The organism is Rhizobium sp. BE258 (assembly GCF_031457345.1).
In the GTDB taxonomy this organism is placed as follows: domain Bacteria; phylum Pseudomonadota; class Alphaproteobacteria; order Rhizobiales; family Rhizobiaceae; genus Rhizobium.
Genome location: NZ_JAVDWL010000005.1, coordinates 337,405 through 349,976, shown reverse-complemented (window position 1 = coordinate 349,976; position 12,572 = coordinate 337,405). Strand labels below are relative to the sequence as shown.

Below are 12,572 nucleotides of genomic sequence, written 5' to 3'. Positions count from 1 at the left end.
CGTGCCTTGCCGAAACGTCAGAATATCCTGCTGATCACAGCTGACCAATGGCGTGGCGATTGCCTTTCGGCGGTCGGCCATCCTGTTGTCAGGACGCCGAACGTCGATGCGCTCGCCGCTGAGGGCGTTTTGTTCCGCAATCACTTTGCGGGAGCCGCGCCATGCTCGCCGGCGCGGGCGACACTCTATACCGGTCTCTACCAGATGAATCACCGGGTGTGCCGTAACGGCTCGCCGCTCGACCGGCGGTTCGACAATCTGGCGCTGGCGGCGCGGCGCGCGCGCTACGACCCGACGCTGTTCGGCTATACCGATACGGCTCCTGACCCGCGAGCGCTCGAGGCCGGCGATCCGCATCTGACCAGCTACGAAGGGCTGCTGCCGGGATTTACCGCGCGCCAGCTGCTGCCGGAGCATGAAAAGCAGTGGTTGTCCTGGCTGCGGTCGCGCGGCCATGCCGATGCCGTCAGCCGCGACATTCATATTCCAGTTGGCGCGGGGGCAGGGGATATTTCGGCTGCGGGCACGTCCTATTCGAAGGATGAGACCCAGACAGCGTTTTTAGCTGGCGAATTCATCCGCTGGCTGGGTGAGCAGGATAATCCGTGGTTCGCGCATGTTTCCTTCCTCAGGCCGCATCCGCCCTTTTCGGTGCCGGAACCTTATGGCGCGATGTACAAGCCCGGGGACGGGCCGGTCTTTTCGCGCGGACCGTCGGCGCAGGATGAGATGCAGGCGCATCCCTACCTCGAATACGCAATGCCGCGGGCCTCGAAAGGCAGTTTTATTTCCGGTGCCGAAGGCGCGGTGAATGACTGGGGTGCTCAGGATTTCGATGCCATCCGGGCGATCTATTACGGCATGATTTCAGAGGTCGACGCGCAGCTTGGCCGTATCTTTCAATCTCTGAAGGACGCCGGCACGTGGGAGAATACCGTCATCGTCTTCACCTCCGATCATGCCGAGATGATGGGCGATCACTGGACGCTGGGGAAGGGTGGCTTCTTCGACGGCAGCTATCATATCCCGCTCGTCATCCGCGATCCGCGGGCGGCTGCAAAAGACGTGTCGGTCGATCATTTCACCAGTGCGGCCGATATTTTCCCAACGCTGTGCGAGACACTCGGCGCGTCAGCGAAAAACGGCCTCGACGGCAGATCGCTTCGCCGATTTCTTGAAGAAAAGCCGGTCTCGGACTGGCGCGATGCGGCTTTCTGGGAGTTCGATTTCCGGGAGATCGCCAGCGGCGATGCGCAGGCGCATTTCGGCTTGGCGCCCAACCGGTGCAATCTTGCCGTCATCCGCGACGATCATTTCAAGTATGTGCATTTTGCCGCCCTGCCGCCGCTGCTCTTCGATCTGAAGGCCGATCCGATGGAGCTTCGCAATCTTGCCGGCGATCCGGCTTACGCGCAGGTGCAGCTCGCCTATGCCGAGCGCCTGCTGTCGCTGCGGGCGAGCCACCTCGATCAGACGCTTGCCTATACCGAGCTCACGGAAAAAGGGCCGGTGTCCTACCGGCCCTGAGTGCCTCAGCCGAAGCTGCCGAGATAATCCATCTTGCCGACCGGGGCGCCCTGGTTGCGCAGGATGGCGTGCGCCATGGCAATGTGGAAATAGAAGTTCGGCAGTGCGAAAGCAGCAAGATATTCTTGACCGCTCAGCGTTATCGTTTTGCCGCCGAGGGAGCGCGTCACTTCGCTCTTCTCCGTGCCTTCAAGCATCTCGGGCGTGACCGTGGCGAGGTAGGCTTCCGCTTTTTCCAGGCGTTCGCGCAGCTCGGCAATCGTCGCTTCGTTGTCCTCGAATTTCGGTGCGTCTGTCGATGTCAGGCGGGTGATGCCGAATTTGGCGCTATCCGTGGCGCGCTGAAACTGGCCTGACAGCGGCAGCATGTCCGGCGCCAGCCGCGCATTCACCAAGATACTGGAATCGATCCCTTTTTCCTTCGCGTAGGCTTCGGCCTTGTCGAGATAGGTGCTCAGCGTCTTCAGGCCGCGCTGAAAGATCGGAACGGTAAGCGTGTACATGGAAACGGACATGGAAATCTCCTGGGGCAAAGGGATCAGCTTGATGCTGAGGCCGCATATCTAGGCGCGGCTGATGGCGATTGCATCAGCACTTCTCATGCCGTCGCAGATTTTTCCGACCAGCAGCTGCGTTCGGCATTGCTTTAAAAAGAGTTGACGCCGCGCTAGGAAAATGGAATGAATATTCCGTCAGGCAAATTTTACGGTTTGTTTGTTCCGTTTTGACGGAGCCGCCTCACGGGAGTGGCGGTCAACTGGAATTAAGGCTTTTGGGCTGGGCCCGAAGTTCCGGCGTGAGGAGGGTGCTGCCGGACACCGCTTTGTGGAGGAAATAAAATGAAAAAGTTTATCCTGGGCACTGCGATGGCGCTTGTCATGTCGACGGCCGCGCATGCGGAAACGGTCGGCGTTTCCATGGCCAAGTTCGACGACAACTTCCTGACTGTTCTGCGCAACGGCATGATCGATTACTCGAAGACGCTGAGCGGCGTGACGCTGCAGGTCGAAGACGCGCAGAACGACGTGTCGAAGCAGCAGAGCCAGATCCAGAATTTCATCGCCTCCAAGGTCGATGCGATCATCGTCAACCCCGTCGACACTGACGCAACGGCTGCGATGTCGAAGCTCGCCGCCGATGCCGGCATTCCGCTGGTTTACGTCAACCGCCAGCCCGTCAACGTCGATACGCTGCCTGACAATCAGGCATTCGTCGCGTCCAACGAACTGGAATCCGGTACGCTGGAAACCAAGGAAGTCTGCCGTCTCCTCGGTGGCAAGGGCAAGGCCGTGGTCATCATGGGCGAACTGTCGAACCAGGCTGCCCGCATGCGCACCCAGGACGTTCATGACGTCATCAAGACCGACGAATGCAAGGGAATCGAGATCGTCGAAGAACAGACGGCAAACTGGGATCGTACCCAGGGCTCCGACCTGGTGACCAACTGGCTCTCCAGCGGTCTTGAGTTCAATGCTGTCATCTCGAACAACGACGAAATGGCGATCGGCGCGATCCAGGCCCTCAAGGCCGCCGGCAAGGACATGAAGGACTATGTCGTTGGCGGTGTTGACGCCACGCAGGACGCGCTTGCCGCCATGCAGGCCGGTGACCTCGACGTGACGGTGTTCCAGGACGCCGCAGGTCAGGGCAAGGGCTCGCTCGATGCGGCTCTGAAGCTCGCCAAGGGTGAAAAGATCGACAAGAAGGTCTACATTCCCTTCCAGCTCGTCACACCTGAAAACGTCAAGGACTTCGTCGCCAAGAACTAAGGCGCCGTGTCACGGATGCGGGCTTTATGCCCGCATCCAGTTCCTGCCGTATCCGGAGAGAAGAAGATGGCTATCAGCCCGTCCACCATGGCTGCCGTGCGCGCCAGCGGGGCCGTTCCGAATGCGGAATTCCTGCTGAGTGCCGAGGGCGTTCGCAAGGAATTTCCAGGTGTCGTCGCACTCGACGACGTTCAATTCCGCTTGAAGCGCGGCTCGGTGCATGCGCTGATGGGCGAGAATGGCGCCGGAAAATCGACGCTTATGAAGATCCTTGCCGGCATCTACACGCCTGACAAAGGCGAGGTGCGTCTCAAGGGCGTTCACATCCAGCTGAAGTCGCCGCTCGATGCGCTGGAAAACGGCATCGCCATGATCCATCAGGAACTGAACCTGATGCCGTTCATGACGGTTGCGGAAAATATCTGGATTCGCCGCGAGCCGAAGAGCCGTTTCGGGTTCGTCGATCATGGCGAGATGTATCGCATGACCGAGGAGCTGTTTCAGCGGCTCAACATCGATATCGATCCGGATATCGAAGTGCGGCATCTCTCGGTTGCCAGCCGTCAGATGGTCGAGATCGCCAAGGCGGTTTCCTACAATTCAGACGTTCTGATCATGGACGAGCCCACCTCGGCACTGACCGAGCGTGAAGTCGCTCACCTGTTCGATATCATTCGCGCCCTGAGAGCCCAGGGCATCGGCATCGTCTACATTACCCACAAGATGAACGAGCTGTTTGCGATCGCCGACGAGTTTTCGGTGTTCCGCGACGGCAAGTATATCGGCACGCATGCATCTACGGATGTGACGCGCGACGACATCATCAAGATGATGGTCGGCCGCGAGATCACCCAGATGTTTCCGAAGGAAGAGGTTCCGATCGGCGACGTCGTGCTGTCGGTCAAGGATCTGACGCTCAACAACGTCTTTCGCGATGTCTCCTTCGATGTGCGCGCAGGCGAAATTCTAGGTGTGGCCGGTCTGGTTGGCTCGGGACGTTCGAATGTCGCCGAAACGCTGTTCGGTGTGACGCCTGCCAGCGCCGGCACGATCGAGCTGTTCGGCAAGAAGGTCGACATCAACTCGCCGACCGTTGCCATCCAGAACCACATGGCTTTCCTCACCGAAGACCGGAAGGACACGGGCTGTCTTCTGATCCTCAACGTGCTCGAAAACATGCAGATCGCCGTGCTGCAAGACAAGTTCGTCAAGGGCGGCTTCGTGCAGGAGCGGGCGCTGGAGAAGACCTGCGAAGACATGGCGCGCAGGCTCAGGGTCAAGACACCCAATCTCGACGAGCGCGTCGAAAATCTCTCGGGCGGAAACCAGCAGAAGGTGCTGATCGGCCGCTGGCTGCTCACCAATCCGAAGATCCTGATCCTCGATGAACCCACGCGTGGCATCGACGTCGGCGCTAAGGCCGAGATCCACAGGCTGGTGACCGAGATGGCCAGAAACGGCGTCGCGGTGATCATGATTTCGTCGGAAATGCCGGAAGTGCTCGGCATGAGCGACCGCATCATGGTCATGCATGAAGGGCGGGTGACCGGTTTCCTCGATCGCGCCGAAGCAACACAGGTGAAGGTAATGGAGCTCGCCGCGCAGTAAACGCGCCGCTCGATTGCCAAAGGGAGGTTTGAACATGAACACAGATGCAGCAGAAGGCCATGCGCCGCTCGCAGCCCGGGTCCGCCGCCGCCGGATACCGCCGGAACTCAGCATCTTCCTGGTGCTGATCGGCATCGCCCTCGTCTACGAGATTCTCGGCTGGATCTTCATCGGCCAGAGCTTCCTGATGAACCCGCAGCGCCTGACGATCATGATCCTGCAGGTCTCGGTGATCGGCATCATTTCGGTCGGGGTGACGCAGGTCATCATAACCGGCGGTATCGATCTTTCCTCGGGTTCGGTCGTCGGCATGACGGCGATGATCGCGGCGAGCTTTGCCCAGGCCTCCACCTGGCCACGTGCGCTCTATCCATCGCTGACCGACATGCCGTTCTTCGTGCCGATCGGCGTCGGCCTGCTGATCGGCCTTCTGGCCGGCTATATCAATGGCCAGCTGATCGCCAAGACCAAGATCCCGCCCTTCATCGCCACGCTCGGCATGATGGTGTCGGCACGCGGCATCTCGAAGTGGTACACGAAGGGCCAGCCGGTCTCCGGCCTGACCGATCAGTTCAACTTCATCGGCACCGGTATCTGGCCTGTTATCGTCTTCCTCGTTGTCGCGCTGATCTTCCACATCGCGCTGCGCTATACCCGCTACGGCAAGTTCACCTATGCGATCGGCGCCAACATGCAGGCGGCACGCGTTTCGGGCATCAATATCGAAGCGCATCTGATCAAGGTCTACGCTATCGCGGGTCTGCTCGCCGGTCTCGCCGGCGTCGTGACTGCAGCCCGTGCGCAGACGGCGCAGGCCGGCATGGGCGTGATGTACGAACTCGATGCGATCGCTGCGGCCGTCATCGGCGGCACGTCGCTGACGGGCGGTGTCGGGCGCATCACCGGTACCGTGATCGGCACGGTCATTCTCGGCGTCATGACCTCAGGCTTCACCTTCCTCAGGGTGGACGCCTACTACCAGGAAATCGTCAAGGGCGTGATCATCGTTGCCGCCGTCGTCGTCGACGTCTACCGGCAAAAGAAACGCGCAAAGCACTGAGACATGAAAAAATGACGGGGCCATCTGGCCCCGTTTTCACGTTTGGCGCCTATTTCAGCGGTGCCGCAAATTTCTAAAAAAGGGGCTGGCCTATTTTTCCAGCCTTTCTATTGTTGTCACTTGATATTTGCCCGGAAGGGTAGAGCAGGAAGACAGATGCAGCTCGTATTCGATGGCCATAACGACGTTCTCCTCAGGCTTTGGACACATGAAAGAGACGGCAACGATCCGGTCGCCGAATTTCTGAACGGAACGACCCAGGGCCATATCGATGCGCCCCGCGCCCGCGAGGGTGGCCTGGCCGGCGGCCTCTGCGCCATCTACATCCCGTCCGGCGATCTCGTCTTTGCCGATCCGGATGAAAACGGTCACTACGAAACCCCACTGTCGGCACCGCTCGATCGGCTGCCCTCGCTGGGGATCGCGACGGAGATGGCGGCGATTGCGCTGCGTCTCGATACTGCCGGTGCCTGGCGCCTTTGCCGCAGCGTCAAGGACATCCGCGCGGCCATGGCGAGTGGGGTCTTTGCCGCCGTCATGCACATAGAGGGCTGCGAGGCGATCGGGCCGGATCTTGCCGCGCTCGAAGTCTTTTATGCCGCCGGATTGCGCTCGCTCGGCCCCGTCTGGAGCCGCCACAATGTCTTCGGGCATGGCGTACCGTTTGCTTTCCCGAAAAACCCGGATACGGCGCCCGGTCTGACGGATGCGGGTTTCGAGTTGGTGCGCGAGTGCAATCGCCTCGGCATCATGATCGATCTGTCGCATATCACCGAGAAGGGCTTCTGGGATGTTGCCAAGACCAGCGATCAGCCGCTGGTGGCTACCCATTCCAATGCGCACGCGTTGACGCCCGTAGCCCGCAACCTGACCGACAAGCAGCTCGATGCCATCAGGGAGTGCAAGGGGCTCGTCGGTCTGAATTATGCGACGGCCATGCTGCGCCCGGATGGACGCTCCGATGGCGAGACGCCGCTTTCCGACATGATCCGCCATATCGACCATCTCGTCGGGCGAGTCGGCATCGATTGCGTCGCGCTCGGATCGGACTTCGACGGGGCGACGATTCCCGACGAAATCGGTGACGCTGCAGGCAACCAGAAGCTGATTGCCGCCCTCCGGGACAGTGGATATGGTGAGGACGATCTCAAGAAACTTGCCAGCGAGAACTGGCTGAGAATCCTGGCTTCGGCGTGGAGGGAGAAGGACGTCTGAGCCTGAGAACTGCTTTGTAATCAATCAAAAACAGGGGAACAGAACCAATGATGATTACCAAACTGAACCGCAGCTTCCGTGCCCTTTCTGCCGGTGCTGCTCTTTCGCTTCTCATGATGGCAGCGCCTGCCGCCTTTGCTGAAACGCCGAAGGATACGCTGGTCGAAGGCTTTGCCATCGACGACATCATCACCATGGATCCAGGCGAAGCTTTCGAGCTCTCGACCGCGGAAGTGACCAGCAACAGCTACAGCCTGCTGGTGCGCCTCGATATGGCCGACACCTCGAAGGTCAAGGGTGACCTTGCCGAAAGCTGGACCGTTTCCGATGATGGCCTGACCTATACGTTCAAGCTGAAGCCGGGCCTGAAGTTTGCCTCCGGCAACCCGATCACCGCAGAAGACGTTGCCTGGTCCTTCGAGCGCGCCGTCAAGCTCGACAAGAGCCCGGCCTTCATTCTCACCCAGTTCGGCCTCACCGGCGACAACGTCACGGAAAAGGCAAAGGCCGCCGATCCGAATACCTTCGTCTTCACCGTCGACAAGGCCTATGCGCCGAGCTTCGTGCTGAACTGCCTCACGGCAACGGTTGCTTCCGTCGTCGACAAGAAGCTGGTGCTCGATCACGTCAAGCCCGTCACCGTCGATGCCGACCACAAGTATGACAACGACTTCGGCAACGATTGGCTGAAGACCGGCTATGCCGGTTCGGGCGCCTTCAAGCTACGCGAATGGCGCGCCAACGAAGTCGTCGTTCTCGAGCGCAACGACAATTATTACGGCGACAAGCCGAAGCTGAACCGCGTCATCTACCGCTACATGAAGGAAAGCTCGGCGCAGCGCCTGGCGCTCGAGGCGGGTGACATCGATATCGCACGCAATCTCGAGCCGGGCGATCTCGACGCCGTGGCGAAAAATGCCGATCTGGCGACGACAGACGCGCCGAAGAGCACGATCTATTACGTCAGCCTCAACCTGAAGAACGAGAACCTGAAAAAGCCTGAAGTGCAGCAGGCCTTCAAATATCTGGTCGATTACGATGCGATCAGCTCGACGCTCATCAAGGGTATCGGCGAAGTTCACCAAACCTTCCTGCCGAAGGGCCAGCTTGGCGCGCTTGACGAAAATCCGTTCAAGCTCGACGTCGCCAAGGCCAAGGAGCTGCTGGCAAAGGCAGGCCTGCCGGATGGCTTCTCCGTCACCATGGACGTGCGCAACACGCAGCCGGTCACCGGCATTGCCGAATCCATGCAGCAGACGCTTGGACAGGCCGGTATCAAGCTCGAAATCGTCCCGGGTGACGGCAAGCAGACGCTAACGAAATATCGCGCCCGCACGCACGATATCTATATCGGCCAGTGGGGCTCAGACTATTTCGATCCGAATTCGAATGCTGACACGTTCACCTCGAACCCCGACAATTCGGATGCGGGTACCAACAAGACGCTCGCCTGGCGCAACACCTTCGAGGCACCGGATCTCGACAAGGAAGCCAAGGCTGCGCTGCTGGAGCGTGATGGTGCCAAGCGCGCCGCCATGTACCAGGACATCCAGAAAAAGTACCTGGAAAGCAGCCCCTTCGTCTTCATCTTCCAGCAGATCGAAGTGGCCGGTTATCGCAAGAGCCTGAAAGACTTCAAGCTCGGCCCGAGCTTCGACACCAACTATGTCGGTCCGATCGCCAAGGAATAATCCGGTGGGATTGGTTCATTGAGCATCGTTGAAACAAAGGTGGAGGCGCGGCCCGCGAAGGGCCGCGCACTTCCGCTCGCCAAGGCACTCGGGCGTTTTCTGATTGCCGCGGTCACGACCTATCTCGGCCTCTTGGCCGTCACCTTCTTCATCGGCCGCGTGGTGCCGATCGATCCGGTTCTTGCCATTCTCGGCGACCGGGCGCCGACCCATGTGGTGGAGCGCGTGCGCCGCGAAATGGGCTTCGACCTGCCGCTCTACGAGCAGTTCTATATCTATCTGAAGGGCATTCTCTCAGGGGATTTCGGCAATTCGGTGCTGACGACCAACCCCGTCATGACCGATATTCGCCGCGCATTTCCCGCGACCATCGAACTGGCAACCTGTGGCACGATCATCGGCGCGGTGATCGGCATTCCGCTCGGTGTGCTGGCTGCGGTGCGCCGCGGCAGCCTGGCCGACCAGGTGGTGCGCGTCATCGGGCTTATCGGCTATTCGGTGCCGATCTTCTGGCTGGCGCTGATCTCACTCGTCGTTTTCTATGCGAAGCTGCGCTGGGTGGCGTTCCCCGGCCGTATCGACATCGTCTACGAATATACCTTCACGCCGATAACCGGCTTCTATCTGCTCGACAGTGCCTGGCAGGGGCAGTGGGACGTCTTCTACGACGTCTTCCGCCACATCATCCTGCCTGCCTCACTGCTCGGCTATTTCTCGCTCGCCTATATCAGCCGCATGACCCGCAGCTTCATGCTGAACGAGCTCAGCCAGGAATATATCGTGGCGGCGCGCGCCAAGGGTCTCTCCGAAACGCGGGTGATCTGGGGCCATGCACTGCGCAACGCCGGCGTTCCGCTGATAACCGTTATCGCGCTTTCCTATGCGGGGCTGCTTGAAGGTTCGGTGCTGACGGAGACGGTGTTCTCCTGGCCAGGCATCGGCCTCTACATCACCAACTCGCTGCAGAGCGCCGACATGAACGCCGTGCTCGGCGGCACGATCGTCATCGGCACCGTCTTCATCGGCATCAACCTCCTGTCCGATCTTCTCTACCGGACCCTCGATCCAAGGACGCGAAGCCGATGACGGTTCCGGTCAACCAGACACCTCCGATGAGCCGCCGCGAATGGCTGCTTTCCGACCGGCCGCAATCACGCACGCAGGCGCGTCTCGGGCGCGCCTATGTCACGTGGCGGCAGTTCACCGCCAACAAGCTCGCCGTCGTCGGCCTGGTGATCATCATCGGGCTACTGTTCGTCGCGGCCTTCGCCGATCTCCTGGCAACGCATTCGCCTGTCATCGGTGATCTCAAGAACGCGCGGCTGATGCCGCCGGGCACTGCCGGCTATCTTCTCGGCACCGACGATCAGGGCCGCGATATCTATTCGCGTCTGATCTATGGCTCGCGGCTCACGCTCTTCGTCGTGGTTCTCGTCGCCATCATCTCCGCGCCGATCGGGCTGATCGTCGGCACCGTCTCCGGCTATGCCGGCGGCTGGGTCGATGCCACCCTGATGCGGATCACCGATATCTTTCTGGCCTTTCCGAAGCTGGTGCTGGCACTTGCCTTTGTCGCGGCTTTGGGGCCGGGGATCCAGAACGCGGTCATCGCCATCGCCATCACCTCCTGGCCGCCTTATGCCCGTATCGCCCGCGCCGAAACGCTGACGGTGCGGCGCTCGGATTATATTTCTGCCGTGAAGCTGATGGGCGCCTCACCGATCAGGATCATCATCCGTCATGTCATGCCGCTTTGCATCTCGTCGCTGATCGTGCGGGTAACCCTCGATATGGCGGGCATCATCCTGACAGCTGCCGGTCTCGGCTTTCTCGGCCTCGGCGCCCAGCCGCCGCTGCCGGAATGGGGTGCGATGATCGCCTCGGGCCGCCGCTTCATTCTCGATCAATGGTGGGTAGCGGCCATGCCCGGTATTGCCATCCTGATCGTCAGCCTCGGCTTCAACCTGCTCGGCGATGGCCTGCGCGATGCGCTCGATCCGAAGGAGAGCGGCCAATGACCGAGCTTCTCGACGTCAACAACCTGCGTGTCAGCTATCCGACGCGCACAGGCGTAATCGAGGCGGTGCGTGGCGTGTCTTTCACGCTCGGCAAGGAACGCCTCGGTATCGTCGGTGAATCCGGCTCCGGCAAGTCTCAGACCGGTCGCGCCATCATGGGCCTCACCCCGAAGCACGCCGTCGTCAGCGCCGACAACCTCGACTTCAACGGCATCGATCTCCTGTCCGCCTCCGCCAAGCAGCGGCGTCTTCTGCGCGGCAAGCGGATCGCCATGGTGCTGCAGGATCCGAAATATTCGCTGGACCCGGTCATGTCGATCGGCCGGCAGATCTGCGAGACGCTGAAGACCCATGAACAGGTCGGCCGGGCGGAGGCCAAGGAACGGGCACTTGCGATGCTGGAGGCGGTGCAGATCCGCGATCCCAAGCGGGTCTTCGATCTCTATCCGCATGAAGTTTCCGGCGGCATGGGGCAGCGAGCGATGATCGCCATGATGCTGATCGCCGGGCCGGAGCTGTTGATTGCCGACGAGCCGACATCGGCGCTCGACGTGACCGTTCAGCTCGATGTGCTGAAGATCATGGACAAACTCGTTTCCGAGCGCGGCATGGGGTTGATCTTCGTGTCGCACGATCTGCGACTCGTCTCGTCCTTTTGTGACCGTGTCATCGTCATGTATGCTGGCAGGATCGTCGAGGAATTGAAGGCATCCGATCTGAAGAATGCCCAGCATCCTTATACGCAGGGTCTGCTGAACTGCATGCCGGAGATCGGCCAGAGCCGCCATCCGCTGCCGGTTCTCGACCGCAAGCCGGAGTGGGCGGCATGAGCGCAGCACTCTCTGTCGAAAAGCTCGGCGTCATCTATGACGATTTCCACGCCCTGAAGGATGTCAGCATCGAGGTCGGAACGGGCGAGTCCTTCGGGCTTGTCGGGGAATCGGGGTCGGGGAAATCGACGCTGCTGCGGGCGGTTGCCGGGCTTGCGCCCGTCAGTTCGGGGACTATCCGCATTCATGGCGAGGCGCTGCAGGGCGCCAAGCGCAGCAAGGCTTTCTATCGCAGCGTCCAGATGGTGTTTCAGGACCCCTATGGTTCGCTTCACCCCCGCCAGACGATCGACCGGCTGCTGCTGGAGCCATTGGCGATCCACGGCATCAGCGACGGTGAAACGCGTATTGCCCGCGCGCTTGACGAAGTCGGCCTCGGAAATGGTTTCCGTTTCCGCTATCCACATCAGCTCTCGGGCGGCCAGCGCCAGCGCGTAGCGATTGCCCGGGCGCTGATCGTCGAGCCGTCGGTGCTGTTGCTCGACGAGCCGACCTCGGCACTCGATGCCTCTGTTCAGGCCGAAGTGCTGAACCTGCTGGAGCAGATCCGGCGCGATCGAAAGCTGACTTTCGTGATGGTCAGCCACGATCTCGGCGTCGTCACCCATATGTGCGAGCAGCTCGCGGTGATGCGCAATGGCGCGGTCGTCGAGCGCTTGAGCTCGGCCGAGCTTGCCCGCGCCGATGTCCAGGAAGAATACACCCGCAATCTGATGGTCGCGAGCAAAGGCTTCGTCAAAAGCTGAAATACAGGTTTTTCAAGTGTTTGAAAAGGCTGTTCCATGCGTGCGGTTAAGGTTAACGTAGCGTTAAAGACGACCATTCGACTAGACTATTGACAGGCCCGTTTCATC

At 60.4% G+C, this 12,572-nt stretch carries 11 protein-coding genes; 10 read left to right on the top strand and 1 reads right to left on the bottom strand.

Annotated features, from left to right (window positions below; translation table 11 throughout):
* Positions 1–6: 6 nt before the first annotated feature.
* Positions 7–1,527 carry an alkaline phosphatase family protein gene (locus J2X43_RS19960; protein WP_405049623.1) on the top strand — a complete coding sequence of 507 codons (1,521 nt, stop codon included), beginning with the start codon at positions 7–9 and terminating at the stop codon, positions 1,525–1,527.
* Positions 1,528–1,532: 5 nt separating this feature from the next.
* On the opposite strand, the gene J2X43_RS19955 is transcribed toward J2X43_RS19960, so the two are convergent.
* The gene (locus tag J2X43_RS19955; RefSeq protein WP_310296518.1) at positions 1,533–2,042 is read right to left on the bottom strand and encodes a DUF1993 domain-containing protein; all 510 of its coding nucleotides are present in this window, start codon (positions 2,040–2,042) and stop codon (positions 1,533–1,535) included.
* 324 nt (positions 2,043–2,366) lie between these two features.
* Here J2X43_RS19955 and J2X43_RS19950 point away from each other — a divergent pair, with 324 nt between their 5' ends.
* The 9 genes from J2X43_RS19950 to J2X43_RS19910 all read left to right on the top strand — a co-directional run bounded on the left by J2X43_RS19950 (position 2,367) and on the right by J2X43_RS19910 (position 12,464).
* The gene (locus J2X43_RS19950; RefSeq protein ID WP_112540410.1) at positions 2,367–3,296 is read left to right on the top strand and encodes a sugar ABC transporter substrate-binding protein; all 930 of its coding nucleotides are present in this window, start codon (positions 2,367–2,369) and stop codon (positions 3,294–3,296) included.
* A gap of 66 nt (positions 3,297–3,362) precedes the next feature.
* Positions 3,363–4,904 (top strand): sugar ABC transporter ATP-binding protein, encoded by a 1,542-nt coding sequence (locus J2X43_RS19945; protein WP_310296516.1) that lies wholly within the window; start codon positions 3,363–3,365, stop codon positions 4,902–4,904.
* 34 nt (positions 4,905–4,938) lie between these two features.
* Positions 4,939–5,964, top strand: a complete 1,026-nt coding sequence (locus J2X43_RS19940) for an ABC transporter permease (RefSeq protein WP_112385930.1) — start codon at positions 4,939–4,941, stop codon at positions 5,962–5,964.
* A 156-nt stretch (positions 5,965–6,120) separates the two neighbouring features.
* Positions 6,121–7,179, top strand: coding sequence for a dipeptidase (locus J2X43_RS19935; RefSeq protein WP_310296513.1), 1,059 nt, complete (start codon positions 6,121–6,123; stop codon positions 7,177–7,179).
* 47 nt (positions 7,180–7,226) lie between these two features.
* Positions 7,227–8,870, top strand: coding sequence for an ABC transporter substrate-binding protein (locus J2X43_RS19930; RefSeq protein ID WP_310296511.1), 1,644 nt, complete (start codon positions 7,227–7,229; stop codon positions 8,868–8,870).
* A gap of 18 nt (positions 8,871–8,888) precedes the next feature.
* The gene (locus J2X43_RS19925) at positions 8,889–9,956 is read left to right on the top strand and encodes an ABC transporter permease (protein WP_112385927.1); all 1,068 of its coding nucleotides are present in this window, start codon (positions 8,889–8,891) and stop codon (positions 9,954–9,956) included.
* On the top strand, positions 9,953–10,888 hold the full coding sequence (locus tag J2X43_RS19920; protein WP_112517845.1) for an ABC transporter permease: 936 nt from the start codon (positions 9,953–9,955) through the stop codon (positions 10,886–10,888). The genes J2X43_RS19925 and J2X43_RS19920 overlap by 4 nt, the downstream gene beginning before the upstream one ends.
* Entirely contained in the window at positions 10,885–11,718 is an 834-nt protein-coding gene (locus J2X43_RS19915) for an ABC transporter ATP-binding protein (protein WP_310296509.1), read from the top strand. Before J2X43_RS19920 ends, J2X43_RS19915 begins: the two co-directional genes overlap by 4 nt.
* Entirely contained in the window at positions 11,715–12,464 is a 750-nt protein-coding gene (locus tag J2X43_RS19910; RefSeq protein WP_310296507.1) for an ABC transporter ATP-binding protein, read from the top strand. Before J2X43_RS19915 ends, J2X43_RS19910 begins: the two co-directional genes overlap by 4 nt.
* Positions 12,465–12,572 lie beyond the last annotated feature (108 nt).

Bases quoted from the DNA above. Each gene is read 5' to 3' on its own strand.
- J2X43_RS19955 (WP_310296518.1), bottom strand. From the start codon at position 2,042: ATGTCCGTTTCCATGTACACGCTTACCGTTCCGATCTTTCAGCGCGGC.
- J2X43_RS19950 (WP_112540410.1), top strand. From the start codon at position 2,367: ATGAAAAAGTTTATCCTGGGCACTGCGATGGCGCTTGTCATGTCGACG.
- J2X43_RS19945 (WP_310296516.1), top strand. From the start codon at position 3,363: ATGGCTATCAGCCCGTCCACCATGGCTGCCGTGCGCGCCAGCGGGGCC.
- J2X43_RS19940 (WP_112385930.1), top strand. From the start codon at position 4,939: ATGAACACAGATGCAGCAGAAGGCCATGCGCCGCTCGCAGCCCGGGTC.
- J2X43_RS19935 (WP_310296513.1), top strand. From the start codon at position 6,121: ATGCAGCTCGTATTCGATGGCCATAACGACGTTCTCCTCAGGCTTTGG.
- J2X43_RS19930 (WP_310296511.1), top strand. From the start codon at position 7,227: ATGATGATTACCAAACTGAACCGCAGCTTCCGTGCCCTTTCTGCCGGT.
- J2X43_RS19920 (WP_112517845.1), top strand. From the start codon at position 9,953: ATGACGGTTCCGGTCAACCAGACACCTCCGATGAGCCGCCGCGAATGG.
- J2X43_RS19915 (WP_310296509.1), top strand. From the start codon at position 10,885: ATGACCGAGCTTCTCGACGTCAACAACCTGCGTGTCAGCTATCCGACG.
- J2X43_RS19910 (WP_310296507.1), top strand. From the start codon at position 11,715: ATGAGCGCAGCACTCTCTGTCGAAAAGCTCGGCGTCATCTATGACGAT.